We start from the raw sequence: 21,247 nt of genomic DNA, 5'->3' as shown, positions 1-21,247 counted from the left end.
CCCGATGCCTGCAGTTCTATTCCTTCATTGTTGAGAACTGCCACGGCCCTGGACTGGCATTTCTAAGCGTCATTGCCAGCTCCGCTGGCCCTGCTCCCGGCAAATGACCTTGCCCGATGCCTGCAGTTCTATTCCTTCATTGTTGAGAACTGCCACGGCCCTGGACTGGCATTTCTAAGCGTCATTGCCAGCTCCGCTGGCCCTGCTCCCGGCAAATGACCTTGCCCGATGCCTGCAGTTCTATTCCTTCATTGTTGAGAACTGCCACGGCCCTGGACTGGCATTTCTAAGCGTCATTGCCAGCTCCGCTGGCCCTGCTCCCGGCAAATGACCTTGCCCGATGCCTGCAGTTCTATTCCTTCATTGTTGAGAACTGCCACGGCCCTGGACTGGCATTTCTAAGCGTCATTGCCAGCTCCGCTGGCCCTGACGCTAAGAAATGACCTTGTATAGTTCGTCGCTGGCAGGGGGATCAATGGGCTGCAGTTCTCCATCCACTGCAAGGCAAATACCTTCCCCCCTGGTTTTTATCCTGCCTATGCAGGACACTAAAATTCCGGCCTCGGACAATGTCTTCATCATCTGCTCTTTTTTTTCAGGCTGAACCATGATCAGCATACATCCGCTGGAAATCAGCCTCAGATAATCCAAGCCAAAGTGCCTGCAGATTTTTGCGGTGACCTCGGCGACCGGAATCTTCTCAAGCCAAACCTCAGCGCCTAGTTTGGCAATTTCGCACATTTCCCAGACTGCGCCTAGAATTCCGCCTTCCGTGATATCGTGCATACCATGAGTGCCGATGGCTCCTGCAAGCACGCCTTCCTTCACCACACTCACCTGCTCCAGCATACGAAGAGCCGACTCCAATTCTTCCTCAGTAAGAACGCTCTTCAAGGAATCTTTGAAGTCTGCTGCAAGAATACCGGTTCCTTCCAAGCCTGCCTGTTTGGTTATGAGAATATAATCACCGGGCTGCATGCTTTCTGCCTTTTGGGAAGCACCCTTCTTGGCCTTGCCCAGGGCGGTTGAAATGATCACGGGTTTTACCACTGCCGGCGTTATTTCCGTATGCCCTCCGATGATCTCCACTCCAACCTCTTCCGATGCTTTACCGGCCTGTTTCATAATGAGCTCAATATCTTCCTCAGTGGTTCCTACCGGTAATAAAACTGTCAGGAGAATGCCCAGAGGCTCTACGCCGTTGGAGGCCACATCATTGCAGGAAATATGTACTGCAAGGCTGCCGATTTCAGAGACAGCACCTGTTATAGGATCAGTGGACAGAACACATTCATAATCTCCGAAATCCGCTACGGCGCAGTCTTCTCCGATTCCGGGCCTTGTGAGGATTTCAGGACGCTTAAAGGTTATATTTTGAAATACGATTTTCTCTAATAATTTACTGTCAAGCTTTCCGGGTTTTAGCATGGTTCTCACCTTCCAACATTTAATGATCTTATTATACCTTTTTTGCCGATAAATTACTACACTCTATCAATTGTTTTCCTGCGACGAATGTATAGTAAAAGCCAGCGCTTTCAGGCGCTGGCCAGTGAAGATTATGACATTATGCTATTTTAACCTTTTTTACTTTATATTTCCGCCAGATAGGAACTGCCAGCAGCAAAACACTTGCAATCAGTAGAATCAGTGAGATAGGACGCTCTACCAGCACGCTGATGCCGGAATACATTTCCGCACCTCTTCTCAGTTGCAGCTCTGCCATAGATCCGAGAATGAAGCCTAATACGATTGGTGCCACACCGTATCCCAGTTTGGTAGCAAAATATCCGATGACACCAAAAAGAAGCATAACCTTAACATCAAAAAGGTTTGAACTTGCACCATATGCGCCGATGGTACACAGAACCAGCACCAACGGAGTCAAAAGGTGTCGCGGAACCTTCATAATTTTTACAAATAATCTGATTCCCACGAACTGAAAAATAAGCATTGCTACATTAGCCAAAAGCAAAGCAAAAAAGATACCATAGACCACGTCCATGCTGTCCTTGAAAAGTAATGGTCCTGGTCTTAGCCCATGTATCAGCAAGCCTCCCAACATTACCGCAGTACAGGTATCCCCAGGAATGCCTAGAGCAAGCATTGGCACCAGCGCACCTCCTGTCATGGCATTATTGCTTGTTTCGGACGCAACAACACCCTCAATATTTCCGCTCCCAAAGGTGTCAGGTTCCTTCGACATTCTCTTAGCCTGATCGTATGCCACAAAGGAAGCAATGCTCCCGCCTGCGCCGGGAAGGATTCCAACAAGAGTTCCAATCATCGAGGAACTGAGGAGAATCTTCCACTTGGAAACCAAAAGGCTAAACTTGGGAAATTCACCCTTAACCTTTCCCTTTACCGAAAGTTCCGCAGGTTTTTCCTCGCCAACTTTTTCTGCCTCGCTAAAAGCTTGGGAGATAGCAAACAATCCAATGAGTACCGGCAATAGACTTAACCCACTGAGAAGGTTGGCATTGCCGAAGGTCAGTCTTGACATTCCGGTCACTTGATCAATGCCCACAAAAGAAGCAAAAACCCCTATAAGGCCTGCCAGGAGTCCCTTTATCATGGATTCTCCAGAGATGCTGGCTATAATGGTAAGCCCTAAAATTGCCAGCGAAAAATATTCCAAAGGCCCAAATTTCAGAGCAAACCGTGCAAGTTGAGGTGCCAGCAGGGATAAGACAAGCAAACTGAAAATCCCACCGATAAAAGAGCAGATTACCGAGGTTCCCAAGGCAAGCCCGGCTTGTCCTTTCTGAGCCATAGGGAAGGCATCAAAAGTGGTACATATGGAGGATGGAGTACCTGGAATCCGAAGCAGCGTTGCAGAAACCGAACCGCCAGCAGTCCCTCCGCAAAAAGCACCTACCAGCATTCCCATACCTGCCACCGGTCCCAGACCAAAGGTAACCGGAATCAAAAGCGCCACCGCCATGGTGGATGTCAATCCCGGCAGTGCTCCGAAAATAATGCCCAATACTGTTCCCAGAATAGTAAACAGCATTGCCTCAGGCTGAAATGCAGTCTCCAGTCCTAATAATAAACTTGACATTGTCTTCTCCTTTCTTTATGGCAATAATACTCCAAAAAAATTATTAAATAGATAGTATAGCGCTATTGTTGCAATTACAGAGAATATTGCAATTTTTATAAGACCTTTGTCTGTTTTTCCATAAAAGAAGGATGATAATACAAACAAAAATGCGATGTTGGATATAGCAAATCCAACATATTCCAATGCTGCTATGTAGAGAACAAACAGCACAAAAGTAACAAAAGTTCTGATAAACTGTGCCTTCGTCGCAAAGGCTGTGCCGGACTCCTCTTTATTTTTGAGAGTCATGCCAATCACAGTGATGGAAGCAATGATAATCAGAAACAGAACAGCATGAGGGAAGACCTTTGAGCCAATCACTTCATACCCAGCCTCTTTTATAACATTAACCCGTGTCCATAAAAAACCCGAGATTAAAATCAGAACCGTAGAGGCAATAATGTTTGCTTTACGCATACCTGAAACTCCTTACTAATTCTTTTCAACGAAGAGAAGGCGGTCAAGGCCGGCTTCCCTTCAATTTATTCGAAAGGATGAACCTTACATTTATTTTTCTTCAGTCAATCCAAGTTCCTTCATCAAAGGACTGATCCATGCATCCTCAGAATCCAGCCAGGATTCAAATTCATCTCCCGTTATACAATCTACTCTTGCCAGGAGGATTTCTTCTACTTCAGCCTGGAATTCCGGGTTGTTTGCAATTTCTGTCAAAGCTTCCTCCCATTTTGTTTTTACTTCTTCCGGAAGACCCTTAGGAGCAGAAATTCCTCTCCACTGATAAGTAGCAAAATCGACGCCCTGTTCTTTGGCTGTGGGAATATTGGCAAGAGCATCACTAGGATGTCTTTCATCAGACATAATTGCAAGTGCCTTTAATTCACCTGCTTCAAATTGAGAAGCAAATTCTCCAGGCTGCTGCATACAGAAATCCACGAAGTCTCCCATTACACCAACAACAGCCTCAGAACCGCTGCCGTATCCGATATTACCTACCTTCATGCCGGTATCGTTGATAAATTTTGCTGCTGCAAGATGAGTAAATCCACCAAGGCCTGCAAAACCAACTTTTAATTTCCCCGGATTTGTCTTAGCATCCTCAATTAAATCCTGCAGACTGGTATAAGGGGAATCTTTTGACACAAGGAGAACTTCATCTTCTATAATCATTCTGCCCAAATTATCGAAATCCTGGTAGGTAAAATCTACATTGCCCGAAGCTCCAATTGTTAAAGATGCACCGTTTGAAATAGTCACTGTATATCCGTCCGGCTTATTCTGAAGAGTCTGGGTAAAGCCTATCGCACCACCGCCGCCGTTTACATTTGTAACCACGACGGTCTGTCCCCACAAGTCTTCCAGATACTTAGCAACTAGTCTGGCGAAGATGTCAGTGGAGCCGCCAGCACTGTAACCTACAATCATATTAATGGATTTTGTCGGGAATTCAACACTTTGCGCTTTTGCGTCACCGCCTGCTTCTTTTTTGCTACTGCAGCCTGCCAAAACTGCTGCCAGTAACGTAATTGTCATAATTATTGCGATCAATTTTTTCATTTCTTCTTTACTCCCTTTCTTCTCTTTTCTATTCCATTTACTGATTATCAATAGCGATTCTCAAATATCATATCTTTGAGCCGTCACCAAGTTGTGCACCGTCCCATACGCTTCCAACTAAATTACTGTACCTTGTCAGATATTTCCCAACAGCTTTTGGCGGAAGCGGCTGCCATGTTTTTCTTCTTTCCGTAAGTTCTTCGCTGCTTAATGCAACTGAGATCTCTCTTTTAGGGATGTCGATATGGATCATGTCGCCGTTTTTAATCAAAGCGATAGGACCTCCTGCTGCCGCCTCCGGAGAAATGTGTCCAATGAGAGGCCCCCTGGAGGCACCAGAGAATCTGCCATCTGTGATCAGCGCGGTGCTTGTGCTAAGTCCCATACCAACCAGAGCAGTAGTTGCGGCATGCATTTCTCTCATACCAGGCCCGCCCTTTGGCCCTTCATATCTTATGACTATGACGTCCCCTTCCTGAATCTCGCCCTTCTTCATTGCATCAATGGCATCTTCCTGAGATTCATACACTCTGGCGGGTCCTGTATGGACTTTCATATTCTCTACAATTGCAGACTGTTTGCAAACTGCACCCTCAGGAGCAAGATTACCTTGCAGTATTGCAATACTGCCTTCCTCATGAAGAGGCTTATCCAGTGTTGTAATGATATCATCAATGATGGACTGCCTATTTACTGGGTACTGGCCTAAGGTAATTCCATTCACAGTCATTACCTTTAAGTCTAAATGTTTTTCTCCTAATTCCTGTATAACCGCAGGAACGCCGCCAGCTTCATCAAACTCCTGCATGGCATATTTACCGGAAGGCTTCACATTGGCAAGGTGAGGAGTCGACCTGCTCACTCTTTCAAAATCCCGGGGAGTTACCTTATATCCAAATTCAGAGGCAATTGCCGGAATATGAAGTGTCGTATTTGTTGAACCTCCGATTGCCATATTAATTGTCAGCATATTCTCAACGGAAGCTTTCGTAACAATATCCCTGGGCTTTATATCCTCCTTAACAAGCCTGACCACAGTAATTCCGGATAGCTTTGCTTCCCGTTTCTTTCTGGAATATACCGCTGGAGTAGTAGAACTTCCAGGTATGGTCAATCCCAGCGCTTCTGCAAGACAAGCCATGGTATTTGCTGTCCCAAGCATGGAACATCCACCCGCAGTGGGGCAGATAGCTTCTTCCATTACCTTCAGTTCCTCTTCAGAAACACCGCCTGTAGAAATCTGCGCACTAACTTCTCTGATCTGGTGGATTGCAAGATTCCTTCCTTTGTATCGACCCGAAAGCATGACACCGCCGCAAAGGATGACCGCCGGAATATTCAGCCTTCCCACTGCCATGATAGCTGCCGGAACAATCTTATCGCACGTCGCAATGATAACAATTCCATCCAGGCGCTGTGCTTCCGCCGTCACCTCAATTGAGTCCACAATAACATCTCTGCTGGGCAGCACCGAACACATTCCTATATTCCCCTGAGTGATACCATCGCATATTGCTATGGTATTGAACTCAAAAGGAATACCGCCTTCTCTTCTGATACCGTCTTTTACTGCCTGCGAAAGCTCCTGCAGATGCATATGCCCCGGATGCATTTCATTAAAGGTGTTAACAACACCGATAAAAGGTCTTTCTAATTCGTCTTCAATGAGTCCCACACATTTTAAATGAGCTCTGTTACCCGCATGCTCAGGACCTTCCACAACATCCCTGCTGCGGTAAGATTTTTCATTCATTCTTGCTTTCTTCCTCCTTGTGTCTAAATCATGATTACAATCAGTGCTGCTTAACGCCACCCTGATTTTCGCCTGTAATCGTATGGCCACAAGAATTGTTATAGCAAAAGCTGCGCCAAAATTTAAAATAAACTCGCAGTATTTAGCAGATTTATAAAAAATTCTTAACCGGATTTTACTGTTAATGTTGCCGTACTGATTCAAAGCACTGCCTTTCACAGGTTTTTTCCACATAACTATATTCGGTCAAAATATTTTAAATGAAGATAATAAATTACTTTATTTTTTTATTTTTTAAACCCTAAATAATTTGTGCCAGGCAGGTTCACGTTTCCTATTGCATCATTTTGTTTCATTATATTTAATCATTATTCATTTTATTTAACCTTACCAAGTACAACACTTAATCAGCAGTATCTCTGCCTTACTTCATTTGAGGCCAATACTTTTTCATTTTTCGCCATAGTGTCGCCCTACTCATCCCAAGCATTTCCAGCGCACCGGTTCTATTATAATTGCAAAGCTCCAAGGCATTCATAATCCTGGCGGCTTCAAATCTCTCTTCTCTGTTTACACAATTTGCAAAAATATCTTCTATCCCATCTATAGCATGTTCTGTGAGAGTAAGGCTCTCTTCCTTCCTATCAGCATCTTCTTTATCCATCAGTATCGGCCGTTTTACGTTTCGAGAGTCTTCGGATACGCAGCAATCGGCAGCTTGCAGTAAGCGACTCATTTCATTTGCATCAATGATACCGCTTTTATTCAGTACGATTGCTCTTGTGCAGATATTTTTCAACTGCCGTACATTTCCTTTCCATTCCGCCTTCTCCAGCACCTCTTTGGCATTGTCCATCATAATGATATTAGGCATGCCATAGTACACTCCATATTTATTGATAAAGTGGTCAGCGATCAGCGAGACATCCTTACCCCTTTCCGACAGATCTGGCAACTTGATGGTTAATACATCCAATCGATAATACAGATCTTCCCTGAATAAATTCTTCTTTACAAAGTCACTGAGTTTTTTATTTGTAGCTGCAACAACACGAATGTCTATCGGAATAATTTTATCATCTCCCAGCCGCATGACCTCCCGCTCCTCCAGTACCCTTAGCAGCTTGCTCTGCAAATCGATAGGCATTTCTGCAATTTCATCAAGGAATATAGTCCCGCCATGAGCCTGCTCAAAGAGTCCTTGCTTTCCGCCCTTCATGGCGCCGGTAAACGCTCCCTCAACATACCCGAACAACTCACTTTCCAAAAGATTCGCCTGAATCGCTGCACAGTTAATGGCGACAAAGGGTCCCATGTTCCGATTACTGAAATTGTGAATACTCTGTGCGAAAAGCTCTTTTCCTGTACCTGAGTTTCCTAATATCAATACATCCGAATCAACCACGGCAAACCGTTTGGCATTTTCAATGGTTTCAAGAATCGCCTCGCTCTTTCCAATGATGCTGTCAAAGTTATGCTTTGCAACATAACCCTTTGTATTGATTTTTTTACGGATGACTCCTTCCATCTGTTGAACCCGCGTGATATCCTCCGAGGTTACAACCAGACCGGTTGCTTTGTTCTTAACCTTAACCTCAGCAAGATTTACAGTCATTGTTATATTTCCGTATTTCACCAGTTCATCCTTGCAAGGCTCTTTTTTTTCAATTAATTCCAAAAGCATTCCCTGCTGGATAACAGATTTCACGGGTTTGCCTATAGCATCATTGTCAAGACCCAGCATTTCCTGGGCAGTAACATTGCATACAGTTAGATAACCGTTGTTATCAACTTCCAGAATACCGCTTTGTGCATAATCCAGAATAGCCTGAACCCTCTTTGCTTTAGCCTGCTCTACCAGTGAAATCTGCGCCGCACGCTTTGCTTCTCTCAGCGCCTGCCAGAATGCTTCCTTTCCAGTTCTGATCACTAATGCACAAAGCCCCATTTCTTCTGCATAGGAGCAGCTTTTCACTCCTCCTACTATGATCTTGCAGCCATCTGCAATAGCCTCGTCCACCCTTTCCTTTGCATCATCCGGGGTTTGTCTGAAGTAAGGGCGAAGTTCCATTCCCACTATTTCTGCCATGCCTTCTACACCGTAAATCATACGTTCACTGCCTATTACGCCGGTTTTGTAATTACCATATCGTTTTTTCGCCTCAAACAAACTCCTTACCAGATCGTTTCCAACTACCGGAATCTCAACCACCGGGATGTCTCCCACCTGTCTTTTTATGATTGCTGCGGTAATTCCACGTGATATAATCACATCAATATCCTTTATTTTTTCCATATCTACAATATTATTAGGAACTAGGATTTCTTCCACTGTATATTCAATATCTTCCCCGTCATGAACAGCGATTTGATTCTTTCTGTTAGAGTCTTTATCGGCTCTGATGACCTCCTCAGCAACATGGAAGAATCCGCTCCACGGAAACATCATAGCAATATTAATCATTTTTACCTCCTCAGGAATTCACTTCGTTTCATTTTATTTCATTTGGTATCATTTCGCAAACCTTTTGTTTTTTTAGCTGCTTGACTAATCCGATCATATATACTATGCTAAAGAAAATCATGATTTCGCCTATAATTATAATGCACCGCTTTGGCCAGGTGCTTTTTTGCGTGTAATAAACGTAATAATAACGAATGAATGAAAGAGGTAAGAAAGATGAGTCGAAATTTTTTTGATCATACAATAATGAATAAATTAAAACATCAAGAACCTGTTTCTGCAGCTTGGGCACAGCTCGGAAGCAATCTGAGTGCAGAAATATTAGCAGAGGCCGGTTTTGAGGTCCTTGTAATCGACATGGAACATGCTCCTATAGACATGTCCACTTTAATAACTTTAATACAAGCCACAAAAGGCACTGATTGTGTTCCTTTTGTCAGAGTACCTTGGAATGATATGGTTTGGTGTAAACGTGTTCTTGACGCAGGTGCATATGGAATTCATATCCCCTATGTTTCAACAAAAGAAGAAGCGGAATATGCCGTTAAATCCTGTAAATATGCACCTCAGGGTTTTCGGGGAATTGCAGGAAGTCAGAGGGCAGTGAATTTCAGTTTAAACAAGTCTGAATACTACGAGCGCGCCAATCAGGATATTTTAGTTATGGTTGCTATTGAAACTCCCGAAGGAGTTGACAATATTGATGACATCGCTTCAGTAGAAGGAGTAGACGGAATCTTTATCGGTCCTTCAGATTTGTCTACCTCTATGGGGTTTCTGGCAAATCCTGCGGCACCGGAGGTGCAGAGTGCTATCAGAAAAATCGAAGAAGGTACAAAAAAAGCCGGCAAGTTTTTAGGAACCATTGCACCTGATATCCATACTGCGAAAAAATTATATGCACGTGGTTACAGTTTAGTTTATTTTATGTCTGACGCAACGGATCTTGCAAAGCTTGCAGCGACTTCCGTAAAAGAATTTCAGGCAGAATTTCAAAACAATCATTCTCAAAAAGACAGGACAAACAAGTAATATGGGGTAGGCTAATGGAAAATCTTATAATATCATTTAACGCCGTGATCCCCATGTTCATCTGGATGGTTCTGGGCTATTGCATACGCTTGAGAGGGTTGTTAAGCGAAACCTCCCAGAGTCAGGTTAATAATCTTGTGTTCAAGGTCTTTATGCCGACTCTGCTTTTTTATAATATTTATAAAACTGATATCGACATGGCACTTCAGCCTAAATTGATGTTTTATATATTTGGGGGCATCCTCTTGATGTGGCTTTTGGCTATCCTCATAGGCGTAAAGGCAGAAAAATACGCTCAGAAAAGGGGAGCTATGATTCAGGGAATGTTTCGCAGCAACTTTATTCTTTTCGGACTGCCTTTGGTAATCAACCTCTTTGGAACCGAAGGCGCAGGAATTACAAGTATGGCCATTGCCATTGTTGTTCCTGCCTATAACATTCTATCCGTTATTACATTGGAACTCTTCAGAGGCTGCCGCATTTCCATCAGAGAAGTTCTTGCAGGAATTGTAAAAAATCCATTAATTATAGCTTCATTCATCGGAATGGGCTTCTTGTTCCTGAAAATTCCAATACCTTATTTTCTCGAGAGTGCTGTATCCGGACTGGCCGATATAGCCACTCCCCTGGCTCTTGTTATTATGGGTGCGGCTTTCCAGATTACCGTGGTGAAGGAGAATTCTCGTAATCTCATCTTATCAATCATAGTGAAACTGGCCGTCATGCCGTTAATATTTGTGACATCAGCCATTTTTACAGGTTTCAGAAATATAGAACTGGCTACAATTATGATAGTATTTGCAGCACCTACAGCGGTAGCATCCTTTCCTATGGCAAAACAAATGGGCAGTGATGCGGATCTTGCATCGGAAATCATAGCATTTACTACCTTGATTTCCTGCTTTACTATATTTCTCTGGATCTTTGTTCTCAAGCAGATTGGATTGATATAGGTGCTAGGATTCAGGAGCTGCCGTTCAGATTATGTCAGCTCCAAAAGGCAATATAGAATTTTAATAGAATGGGTTCTCGCTGAAACCCATTCTAAACAGCTATGTTAATTAGGGTGCTATGGGGCGGCTTGCATCCAAGGGGATATTGAAGAAATCCGTCAAGGCCAGCACTAGAATTCTTGCAATCCGAAAAATATTTTCGCGGATCCATTCTGCGTCTTCCGGGTTTTTGTTATTCCCAAGATCCACAATCACAGCAAGTGCTCTGGTGCGAATAATGACATCTTCGGTTGCCGTAGGTACGATATTGACATATTCCGGCTCAGGATAAATAATCCAGAGACTTCTGGCTATTTTATAAGCGATGGACTGCCCGTCAGGACTGAACATATTGTAGTATATGATAGGTCCGTGCAGAGCCTCCATAGTGGGCTCAGTACGTAAGGAAAGATGCAGGTCGAAAGGCTCACTATTGGATTGCCGTATGATATCTTCCACTGTATCATTGGGATTATTTCTGACAAAATTAATTCCGGCAAGCCTTAAATAAGGGACCATGGCATCTGCGATCCGATTCATATACTCCTCTTCACTGCCGCCGCCAACAAAGGTATTTGTCTCATCCGTTGAGGGATCCAAATAAATGGTAGGCATGGGAATACTCCCTCCTTTTTTCATGATCCATTCATATTATGATCCCCCCTGGAGAGTTGTGATTTGTTATGGGTTCTCCCTGAGAGCTGTGATTTGATTCATTTTTCTCTGACTGCCGTTGTACGATAATCCCAATTCACTACATCCAGCTTTTGAATGGCATCCACAATGCAGTCAACAAGGGCATGCGTCATTTTTTTTCCTTTTTCGGCAGTCCCTTTCGTTGCATCACCGGTATTTGCCGTATTGGTCAATTCCGAAAAGTCCCATTTGATTTCAATCTTTTCCGGCAGAGAATCCGGTACCACGCAATGGGCCTGGTCCTTTTCACACCACTGGGGAAACAAATGATAGGCAATGGAGGTTTCTCCTTCTCCCGCATGGCCCAAACCGTTCCATACCTCGAAAGTGTCCGGCGGAAGGAGCTCGCCTGCCGTTACCCACCATTGGGGCAGAGAGGCAATTCTTGCCTCCGGATATTTTTCCTTTATTTTTCGCGAAGCAATTTCCATGGGTGCAATATTACCGTCATGTCCGTTCATCAGAAAGATTCTGGTAATTCCGTTTCTTAAAACGGATTCCATAATATCATAAATCACCTGGGTTACCGTATCATAGCCTAAGGTCAGCGTGAACGGAAAAGAGTCATAGTGGCCGCTGTAGCCCACATTGACGGGAGGCAGCACCAGCATGCCTTCCACCCGGTCTGCCACCAGGCAGGACAATTGATAGGATACCAGCGTATCCGTACCTTCCGCCAAATGCATTCCATGGGCCTCACAGGAGCCGATGGCCAGGATCACCTTGTCATAATTTCCGTTGAGCACCTGATTTGCCGTTAGTTTTAACAATTCATGATTTGCCATGTGATGTTACCTCTCCCTTTCCAAACCTTCTCTTACAGATATTGTTTTTTTCATTGCTATTTCAGGAAGACTTCCTTCATAAATACGAATTTGCCGTCTTCTACCTTATTTATGGTAACAGATTTCGTCGGAACGTGGCTTCCGTTCTCGTAGGTTACGGTACCGGTCACTCCTTTTAAGCCCTCCGTAGCGGCGATGGCATCCCGAATGGCTGCAGGATCTGCAGGATCTGAAGCACGGGATAAGGCATCGGCAATGAGGTACATCGTATCATAGCCGAGTCCGGCAAAAGCATTTTCAGGTGCAACACCGTAGGCTTCTTTATAGGCCGCAATGAAATCCTGCATCAAAGGATCCTGGTTATCCAGAGAAGCATGGGTTCCTACATAGGTATCGTTTGCAGCATCTCCCGCAATCTCAATGAGCAGCGGCGTATCGAATCCGTCTCCGCTGATGATGGGAAGGGTAACGCCTTTGTCGCGGAGCTGTTTGACCACCACACCGGCATCATCGGGCACACCGGAGATGAATATGATTTCGGCACCGCCCTTATTCGCTATAAAACGATCGATCTGAGCGGAAAAATCAGGATCCTTGTTCATGTAATTATCCTTCAGCACAATTTCCCCGCCGTTGGCCGTATACCTTTCTTCAAAGAAATGGGCCAGAGTCTTGGTAAATTCCATGGATTGGTCGGTTAAAAGATAGCACTTTTTCAGACCCAGATCATCGAAGGCATAATCTGCGGCAGCATAAGCCTGCACGTTATCTCCAAAGGGAGCGAGAAATGCAAAATCCCCCACTTGGTCGGGCAGCGTAGGCAAGGTAGCGCCGGAGGTAATAAACGGAATGCCCTTCTCCTGGCATATGTTCCCTGCTGCCAGCGCATAGTTGGAATCTGATAAGCCTGCAACGACGACGCACTTGTCTACATCGATCATCTTTTTGGTATTGTTGGCTACCGTAGTTTGTTCGGTTTTTCCGTCGTAGGACACCACATTGATCAGCTTTCCGTTAATTCCGCCATTGGCATTAATTTGATCCGCAGCAAGCTTGAAACCGTTGTAGGATGGCTGATCAAGAGATGCCTGACCCCCTGTCAGATTGTACAGCGCTCCGATATTGATGGTTTCTTCTGCCGGTTCTTTTTCCCCGCCCCCGCAGGCAGCAAAGGAAAAGATCATAGCGAACGCCAACAGCATTGCCATTATTTTGCGAAACCTTTTCATTTTCTTATCTCCTCTCTCTTATTATGGTCAGTACCGAATTTCTTCGATAACCTGCCAGTCACCTCAGCAGGCAGATGGATCAGCCCCACTGCCTTATTTTTGAATATGATACAAAGGTTGATGTATTCCGATTTTTTCAGCAAACTGCTGTAGGTCCTTCTTGAAAAGATGGACTCAAGAATGATTTCACTGTACCCCATGATTCCCTGGCGCCGGAATATAATGATGAGAATGAGAAGTACTGCAATAATCAGATTGGATGCTCCGTAAAGCTCCGGAAGCCGTACCCCAAAAAAAGTTGCTCCATTTTCCAAAGGAGCCAGAAATTCCGGAAGAAATGTCATCAAAAAAGAGCCCACTACAGCGCCGCTTAAGGAAGACATGCCCCCGATAATGGAAGTTTCCACTATTTTAAAGCTGGTATCGATATAGAAAAACTTTGCCGATATAACACTTTGCATATGGCCCCAAAGCCCTCCGGCCACACCCGCCATAAAAGCACTGATGCAGAATGCCGAAATTTTTTTGACCGTAAGGTGAATGCCCAGAGTTTGTGCCGCCGTATCATCATCTCTCATTGCCGCAAGTCCGCGCCCGTAAGCGCTTTTGATCAGACGATACAGGATAAACAGGCAAAGAATTGCTGTTGAGAATATTACCCAGGTGGAGGCGTAGTCGGGAAGACCGGTAACACCCCTGGCTCCGTTTGTCAGCTGATCCTCATTATCCAGAACCGCTCTGACGATAACAATAAGCCCTATGGTAGCCACGGAAAGGTAATGACCTTTAAACCGCAGAACGGGGAAACCGATCAGCAGCGCCGTGGCTGCCGCCAGGGTGCCGCCAAGGAGCAGCGCTAACGGAAACGGCAGGTTCAGGCTGATCAGCCATTCCGGAAGTCCCGGCATGGCGATCATTTTTTGCTCTGCAGATAAAGTCAGCATGGCGGAAGCATAGGCGCCAATAGCCATAAAGGCGGCATGACCCATGGAAAACATCCCGGAGAAACCGTTGACCAGATTCAGGCTGGCCACCAGTATGATATTAATTCCGAAAAGATTGATGAGTCCTGCATAATAATTACTGCTGTTTCTTCCGCATAGAACGATGACTGCCAGCGGCAATAATACGAAGATTATCAGTTTAAACAAGTCGCTGTCCCGCAATCTCATCAGCTTCGCCCTCCATCCTTCGTTCCTAAAATTCCGTTGGGACGTATGAGCAATACAACAATCAGCAGAATAAAGACAAAGGCATCCCTGTAGGGCGTAATTTCCGTCGGCATGAGTCCTGCGAAAAGCATCTCCGCAATACCAAGAACAAATCCTCCCAGAACCGCCCCGCTAAGACTGCCGATGCCTCCGAGAACTGCTGCACAGAAAGCCTTTAAGCCCGGAACAAATCCCATCAGCGGATCAATGGTTTTATATTCCCCTGCCAGCATCAGTCCTGACAAGGCCGCCAGCCCGGAACCGATGGCAAAGGCGGTGACAATGACTGTGGTAATGTTGATTCCCATCAGTCTGGATGCATTCATGTTGTCGGAGCAGGCTCTCATCGCCATTCCTATTCTTGTATTTTTTATTATATAGGACAGGATCAGCAGGATAAGAAACACGGCAATGAAGGTGATTATATTCATGGTAGAAAGCTTTACCGTACCGAAGCTATGAAGATAGGACAGAGAATCGGGCAAATGAAAAGCCTTTCGCTGGGGTGAAAATATCATCACCATCAGATTCTGCAGAAAGATGGAAACTGCCAGAGATGAAATCAACGTGGTCTCCTCGCCTGCTGTACGCAGGGGACGATAGGCCACCCGTTCCGCAGTGAGTCCGACACAGACGGCTATGATCACAGAGATGATGACAGTTGCCCAAAGGGGCATGCCGAATGCCGTAGATAACACTAATATGGTATAGACTCCTACCGTCATGATATCTCCATGGGCAAAGTTTATCAGTCTCAGAATGCCATATACCATGGAATACCCGATGGCCACCATGGCATATACACTTCCCAGCTTTAACCCATTGACTAACTGGCTGAAAAAATAGGTAAACTCCTCTATTTCAATCACCTCCCAGATACGCTCTTTTGACGTTGGCATCTTCTATCAGATCGCTGCTTTTCCCTTCCATGACGATGCTTCCGGTTTCCAAAATATAGGTACGATCGGAGATTTCCAGGGCATCGTAAGCATTCTGTTCCACCAGAAGCATCGTGATTCCTTCCTGCTTCAATATTTTTAAGGTGTCAAAAACCTGCTGGGTCATCAAAGGTGATAATCCCATAGATGGCTCATCCAGCAAAAGCAATTTCGGATTGCTGAGCAAGGCCCTTCCGATGGCAAGCATCTGCTGCTCGCCTCCGGACAAGGTGCCCGCAAGCTGGCGAAGCCGTTCCTTCAGAATGGGAAATAAGGTGATGGCTCTTTCAAAATTTTGAGCGATTACTTTTTTATTTCTTTGCAAATAAGCTCCCAGCTTCAGGTTTTCTTCAATGGTCATACGGGTAAAGATCTGCCTGCCCTCCGGCACCTGTACAATGCCGCCGGAAACGATGCCATGGCTTGGAAGTTTCGTAATTTCCTTTCCTAAAAAGCAAATACTTCCGGTTTCTGCTTTTATCAGTCCGGATATAGCTTTTAGGATGGTGGATTTCCCGGCTCCGTTAGCGCCGATCAGAGACACCAATTCTCCTTTTTTGATATTCATGGAGACTCCATGAATGACTCGGATCGTATCATATTTCACACTCAAATCCTGAATCTCAAGCATCTTTTTTTGCCCTCCCCAGATATGCCTCGATAACCTTAGGATCTTCTCGGATCACTTTCGGTTCTCCTTCCGCAATAATCTGCCCTGCAGCCATTGCGTATATATATTCACACAGGCTCATGACAACCTTCATATCGTGTTCAATGAGCAAAATGGCCAACTCGAATTCTTCCCGAATCTTTTTCAGTCTCTGCACCAGTTCCAGGCTCTCCTGAGGATTGAGGCCTGCGGCAGGCTCATCCAGAAGCAAAAGTTTCGGAGAAGCCGCCAATATTCGGGCGATCTCCAATTTTCTCTGGGCTCCGTAAGGCAGAGAATCGGCTCTTTCCTTTGCATAATCTTCAATGCCCATAAGCTCCAGCATATTCAGCGCCTTCTCTTCCAGCTTCCTTTCTTCCTGCCGGAACCTTGTCATCCCTAAGATTGCCTCTATATTGGAATAGGATTTATCAATCTGTGCACCGATCATCACGTTCTGAAGGACAGATACCTTTTTAAAGAGACGAAGATTTTGATAGGTTCTCAAAATTCCCAATTTGGCGATTTTATCCGGCCTCTCTCCCGTAATCTCTATTCCCCGAAAGAAAACAGACCCTGCAGATGGTTTCAGGACTCCCGAAAGCATATTGATAACCGTGGTTTTCCCGGCTCCGTTTGTGCCTATCAAGCCATAGATCTGATTCTCGGAAAGCTTAGCCGAAAAGCCGTTTACCGCCTTCAATCCTTTAAAATTCTTTTCAAGTCCGTTCACCGTCAGCAATTCAGGCATTTTTTCTTTCCCCTTTCAGAAAAATAATGTTTGTACATTATATATCCAAGCTGTTATTTTTAGGCCAAGTTTTTTCTGTCATAATTGTGGAGATATGTTTTCTAGTCCATTTCAAACGTATAAAAAAGCTGCCCCTAAAGGCAGCTATACAATATATAAAATGTATCCGTTTCTTCTATGATAAAGTTTCGAAGGCAATAAAGTTAAAAGAAAACGATTCACATGATAAACAAATTCCGAACAGAAAAAACGTGTATTGTCCTGATGTTTTTTGTTGAACAGGTTTCCGGCCAAACCAAGATAATTGTAGCTGTAGATATGGCTGTTCAGAAGAAACGTCCCAATTTGTCCTGAAATGTTCCGGTACTGCACAGGTGTTACCGGTATTTCAAGGATGACGCCGGGCAGATTGGAGCAGAACTTATAAATTCCGTCATCCAATCTTTCACGTCTGAAGCACCCTATGAAAGGATTCGAGGCTCGCCGCCTTCCGAAGCTGAACATATATTGCATACTTCTATCGGCGACAGAGCGGCATGGGTATATTGGTGACCCTTTAACATGTGGATTGTCCGTGACAGCGCCGTCTGGCTGCGGGACAATACCACATAAACTGATTGATTTGCGTTCATTTTAGTCTTTTTCCTTTCACCGGCCCGGTTCACCGCAGGCACATACGCTTATTCTCCCTTCTTGGAGAAAGCTGACAGAATAAGCATCTGGCCAATGACTCCTGCTGGAAAAGCCAGCCAGGAAAATTTGATACCGACGGTGATGGTTAAGATGATGAAAACAGCAATGGCAGCGATCCAGAGCGCCCCGGAAACAAGACCAAATCTTTCTTCCTGGGCCGGGTTCGCGAAACGCTGCATTTCACGCTCCATGGCTTTCTTGCGAAACTCCACCACCCAAGGCTTACTCCTGTCTTTTTCCGTCAATATCAGGAATACCCCCAAGGCCAGGCTGGGTAAACCGAATGGAATGAGCGTTGCGACAGCGTACGGCAACCCAAGCCCGTCAAGAAAATAGGTCATGATGAAAACAATGATGCCGAACAGGAAAACGCCTGAAACACCTACATACCAAAGCGCACGTTTCCAGGACATGGCCTCCCGTGCTGCTGTTTCCTGTGTCAATCCGAGGAAGACAAAGCCTAAAACAGCAATCTCACTGAAAATTAGCAGTGTTCCCAAAAATGCATTTATTTCGCCTGAGAAAGACCATGCAAGCGCAGCCGCGATGATGCCAAAACAAAGAATTACCCCGCATAGAATGTAAAGTACCATACGCCAAGGTTTCATATAGCTTTTCGTTTTCATATACATTTCAGAAAATACCTCCTGTCTCTTTTTAAGGCTCAGTTCATCCGCCAGAGCAGATACGTCGCCAAGCTCTGAGATTGCCTTGTTAAAGGCTGCCTTATCATCAAGCCCCTTTTTCATAAGGCTTTTGATTCTGTCGTCCATATTACTTTTAATTTCTTGCTTGAAATCAGCCAGTGCTTCTGTTTCCTCGTAACCTGAAAACAAAGTATCGATATATTGTTTTATATCCATTATTCTTCCCCCTTTAATAAATCATTTAAAATTGTCTGCGTAAACTGCCAATCCAATATGTTTTGCCGATACAGCTCGCGTCCTTTTTCCGTGATGCGATAATATTTCCGTCGGGCTCCCCGTGTTTCATCACCCCAATAGGAGGTAATGTACCCTTCTTTTTCAAGACGTTTGTAGCTGGAGTACAGCGTAGTTTCCTTCAGCTCATAGGCTTCACCTGTTCGTTCCAAGATTCTGTTATAAATTTCAAAACCGTACCGATCTGTTTGCATCAGGCTCCCCAGTACAATGGTATCCGTATGGCCTCTGAGCAGATCCGATGATAATTTTGGTTCCATAGTTCATATCCTTTCTGTCATAGATGCTATGAATTGGGTAATATTTATCTGTCGTTATATATTATCTATCGTATTACTACGACTGTCAAGTATATTTTTTAAAATTTTTTATAAGTATGATAAGCGAATGTGATAAAAATACCTTTAAAAACAAAAAACAGCCGCGCTTCTAACGCGTGGTTTTCTGCATACAAAAAAACAAGCCTTTTATTTCAATAGCAGGCTTGTCATTTCTGTTTTAATATTACTGCTTTAATATTACTGCGGCCGTATTCCCTTATCCAGCCATTCCACCATTTGATTTTCCGTGATAATCGGAACGCCCAGTTCTTTTGCCTTTTTGTTTTTAGAAGAATTCGACAGGATATCGTTATTGATAAGGTAGTCTGTCTTTGATGTGACTGAATCTGTTACTCTGCCTCCTTTTTCTTCTATGGTATCCTTCAACTCATTTCTGTTCTTAAAGTGTTCTACGGTGCCGGTAATAACAAAACTCAAATCATTCAGGAATCCATCTGTGACGGCAGCTTCTTTTCGGATTTCAAAGGTTACTTCCTGTAAGATATCCCTGATTCTTTCTCTGTTTTTCTCATCACTGAAAAAGGTGACGTAAGAATTGGCCATAATTTCGCCGATTCCATTGATTTGGACCAACCGTTCTGCCGCAGCATTTTGAATCCGATCCCAATCGTAATCAAATTCTTTGCAGATGGTTTTGGCATTGGACAGACCGATGGTTGGAATACCTAAACTGTAGAGCAATCTCACCGCATTGGTTTTACGTGCCTTGTCTATGGAAGCAATCAGGTTTTGATAGGATTTCTCTCCGAAACCCTCCATTTTTACGATCTCTTCCTTGTGCTTTTCTATTCGGAAAATATCCGCAGGTTCTTTAATCAGTCCCCTTGAGATAAATTTTTCTATGGTTGCCTCAGAGAGACCGTCAATCCCGATGGCGTCTCTGCTCACAAAATGTGTAAAGGACTTTACATGCTTCGCCGGACACTCTTCATTGGTACAGAATAAAGACTTAACGCCGTTCTTCTGCCTAATCTCCGTACCCCCGCTGCATACCGGGCAATCCTCAGGGATGTCCAGTCCTCCGCTTCTGGTCAGGTTTTCCGAAATCTGAGGGATAATCATATTGGCTTTATAGACACCTATGGTATCTCCGATTCCCAGTTCCAATCCTTCCAGAATGCTCAAATTATGCACACTGGCCCGGCTCACCGTAGTACCCTCCAATTCAACGGGTTCAAAAATTGCTATAGGATTGATCAGGCCGGTTCTCGAAGCACTCCATTCAATCTCAAGAAGCTTCGTTTCCTTGATTTCATCACGCCATTTAAAGGCTATGGAATCTCTTGGAAACTTTGCGGTAGCCCCTAGGGATTCCCCGTAAGCGATGTCGTCAAAGGTCAGCACCAGCCCGTCGGAAGGCAAATCGTTATCCGTAATATGCTCTGCAAACCAGGCAACCGACTCTTCCAGATTTTCAGAATCTACTCTCCGATATTCGGCGATATCAAAGCCCTGACTTTCCAGCCAGCTCAATTGAGATATGCGGGAGTTCCCGAAGTCTACCGCATCTGCTTTCACAACGGAAAAGGCAAAGAAGCGGACGTTTCTTTCTGCCGTTATCTTGTTGTTCAACTGTCTGACGGAACCGCTGCAAAGATTTCTTGGATTTTTATACTTTGCCTCTACTTCTTCGATTTCCTGGTTGATTTTATAAAAATCAGAGTAGCGGATCACCGCTTCTCCTCTTAAAATCAGATTTCCCGTGTAAGTAATGGAAACGGGCAGATTGGCAAAAACCTTCGCGTTATTTGTGACAACTTCACCGACGACGCCATTGCCTCTGGTCACTGCCTTATTCAGCTTGCCGTCCTGATAAGTCAAAACAATCGTCAAACCATCCAGTTTCCAGGAGAGCATTCCCACTTTATCTCCAAGCCAGTCCTTTAAAGCCGCTGCATCTTTTGTTTTATCCAAGGAAAGCATGGGCTTTTCATGTTCTTCCTTCGGCAGTCCGCTCACCAGCTCGTATCCTACATGAACAGTGGGACTGTTGGAAAGAACAACACCGGTCTCTTTTTCCAATGCTTCCAGTTCATCATAGAGCCTGTCATACTCTATATTGGGCATGATTTCCCTGTTTTCCTGGTAATAGGCCTTTGCAGCCTCATCCAGGATTCTGATTTTTTCTCGCATCAATTGGAGTTTGTCACTCAT

Annotated in this window: 19 protein-coding genes; 2 read left to right on the top strand and 17 right to left on the bottom strand. The window is 44.6% G+C overall.

The features are described from left to right. Positions 1–432: 432 nt before the first annotated feature. The 6 genes from KCX82_RS06930 to KCX82_RS06905 form a co-directional block, all read right to left on the bottom strand. A complete protein-coding gene (locus KCX82_RS06930) occupies positions 433–1,428 on the bottom strand; it encodes an AIR synthase family protein (protein WP_227017722.1) in 996 nt (331 codons plus the stop codon). Between the two features lie 139 nt (positions 1,429–1,567). Continuing rightward, positions 1,568–3,061, bottom strand: coding sequence for a tripartite tricarboxylate transporter permease (locus KCX82_RS06925; protein WP_227017721.1), 1,494 nt, complete (start codon positions 3,059–3,061; stop codon positions 1,568–1,570). A 15-nt stretch (positions 3,062–3,076) separates the two neighbouring features. Beyond that, positions 3,077–3,520: a tripartite tricarboxylate transporter TctB family protein gene (locus KCX82_RS06920; protein WP_227017720.1), complete on the bottom strand. Its 444-nt coding sequence runs from the start codon at positions 3,518–3,520 to the stop codon at positions 3,077–3,079. Positions 3,521–3,610: 90 nt separating this feature from the next. Further along, the gene (locus tag KCX82_RS06915; RefSeq protein ID WP_227017719.1) at positions 3,611–4,594 is read right to left on the bottom strand and encodes a tripartite tricarboxylate transporter substrate binding protein; all 984 of its coding nucleotides are present in this window, start codon (positions 4,592–4,594) and stop codon (positions 3,611–3,613) included. Positions 4,595–4,685: 91 nt separating this feature from the next. Next, positions 4,686–6,371 carry a dihydroxy-acid dehydratase gene (gene ilvD / locus KCX82_RS06910; RefSeq protein ID WP_227017718.1) on the bottom strand — a complete coding sequence of 562 codons (1,686 nt, stop codon included), beginning with the start codon at positions 6,369–6,371 and terminating at the stop codon, positions 4,686–4,688. Positions 6,372–6,795: 424 nt separating this feature from the next. Next, positions 6,796–8,835 carry a sigma 54-interacting transcriptional regulator gene (locus tag KCX82_RS06905; RefSeq protein WP_227017717.1) on the bottom strand — a complete coding sequence of 680 codons (2,040 nt, stop codon included), beginning with the start codon at positions 8,833–8,835 and terminating at the stop codon, positions 6,796–6,798. Between the two features lie 246 nt (positions 8,836–9,081). Here KCX82_RS06905 and KCX82_RS06900 point away from each other — a divergent pair, with 246 nt between their 5' ends. Beyond that, complete coding sequence (locus KCX82_RS06900) at positions 9,082–9,867, top strand: HpcH/HpaI aldolase family protein (protein ID WP_227017716.1); 786 nt, start codon at positions 9,082–9,084, stop codon at positions 9,865–9,867. Between the two features lie 14 nt (positions 9,868–9,881). Continuing rightward, the gene (locus KCX82_RS06895; RefSeq protein WP_227017715.1) at positions 9,882–10,820 is read left to right on the top strand and encodes an AEC family transporter; all 939 of its coding nucleotides are present in this window, start codon (positions 9,882–9,884) and stop codon (positions 10,818–10,820) included. Between the two features lie 108 nt (positions 10,821–10,928). Here KCX82_RS06895 and KCX82_RS06890 read toward each other — a convergent pair whose 3' ends face one another. The 11 genes from KCX82_RS06890 to ligA all read right to left on the bottom strand — a co-directional run bounded on the left by KCX82_RS06890 (position 10,929) and on the right by ligA (position 21,247). Continuing rightward, a complete protein-coding gene (locus KCX82_RS06890; RefSeq protein WP_227017714.1) occupies positions 10,929–11,474 on the bottom strand; it encodes an N-acetylmuramoyl-L-alanine amidase in 546 nt (181 codons plus the stop codon). A gap of 98 nt (positions 11,475–11,572) precedes the next feature. Then, positions 11,573–12,340 (bottom strand): creatininase family protein, encoded by a 768-nt coding sequence (locus KCX82_RS06885; RefSeq protein WP_227017713.1) that lies wholly within the window; start codon positions 12,338–12,340, stop codon positions 11,573–11,575. Between the two features lie 56 nt (positions 12,341–12,396). Further along, positions 12,397–13,569 (bottom strand): ABC transporter substrate-binding protein, encoded by a 1,173-nt coding sequence (locus KCX82_RS06880; RefSeq protein WP_227017712.1) that lies wholly within the window; start codon positions 13,567–13,569, stop codon positions 12,397–12,399. Next, positions 13,566–14,741, bottom strand: a complete 1,176-nt coding sequence (locus tag KCX82_RS06875) for a branched-chain amino acid ABC transporter permease (RefSeq protein ID WP_227017711.1) — start codon at positions 14,739–14,741, stop codon at positions 13,566–13,568. Before KCX82_RS06875 ends, KCX82_RS06880 begins: the two co-directional genes overlap by 4 nt. Then, positions 14,741–15,679, bottom strand: coding sequence for a branched-chain amino acid ABC transporter permease (locus tag KCX82_RS06870; RefSeq protein WP_227017710.1), 939 nt, complete (start codon positions 15,677–15,679; stop codon positions 14,741–14,743). The genes KCX82_RS06875 and KCX82_RS06870 overlap by 1 nt, the downstream gene beginning before the upstream one ends. Continuing rightward, positions 15,642–16,349, bottom strand: a complete 708-nt coding sequence (locus KCX82_RS06865; RefSeq protein WP_227017709.1) for an ABC transporter ATP-binding protein — start codon at positions 16,347–16,349, stop codon at positions 15,642–15,644. The genes KCX82_RS06870 and KCX82_RS06865 overlap by 38 nt, the downstream gene beginning before the upstream one ends. Continuing rightward, positions 16,342–17,118, bottom strand: a complete 777-nt coding sequence (locus KCX82_RS06860) for an ABC transporter ATP-binding protein (RefSeq protein ID WP_227017708.1) — start codon at positions 17,116–17,118, stop codon at positions 16,342–16,344. The genes KCX82_RS06865 and KCX82_RS06860 overlap by 8 nt, the downstream gene beginning before the upstream one ends. 461 nt (positions 17,119–17,579) lie before the next feature. Continuing rightward, positions 17,580–17,750: a hypothetical protein gene (locus tag KCX82_RS06855; protein ID WP_227017707.1), complete on the bottom strand. Its 171-nt coding sequence runs from the start codon at positions 17,748–17,750 to the stop codon at positions 17,580–17,582. 48 nt (positions 17,751–17,798) lie between these two features. Continuing rightward, on the bottom strand, positions 17,799–18,674 hold the full coding sequence (locus KCX82_RS06850) for a permease prefix domain 1-containing protein (RefSeq protein WP_227017706.1): 876 nt from the start codon (positions 18,672–18,674) through the stop codon (positions 17,799–17,801). Further along, positions 18,674–19,012 (bottom strand): PadR family transcriptional regulator, encoded by a 339-nt coding sequence (locus tag KCX82_RS06845; protein WP_227017705.1) that lies wholly within the window; start codon positions 19,010–19,012, stop codon positions 18,674–18,676. Before KCX82_RS06845 ends, KCX82_RS06850 begins: the two co-directional genes overlap by 1 nt. Before the next feature lie 258 nt (positions 19,013–19,270). Continuing rightward, positions 19,271–21,247, bottom strand: a complete 1,977-nt coding sequence (ligA, locus tag KCX82_RS06840) for an NAD-dependent DNA ligase LigA (protein ID WP_227017704.1) — start codon at positions 21,245–21,247, stop codon at positions 19,271–19,273.

It is taken from the genome of Sinanaerobacter chloroacetimidivorans, from assembly GCF_018128545.1.
Classification (GTDB): Bacteria; Bacillota; Clostridia; order Peptostreptococcales; family Anaerovoracaceae; genus Sinanaerobacter; species Sinanaerobacter chloroacetimidivorans.
This window is presented reverse-complemented; position numbering and strand designations above follow the sequence as displayed.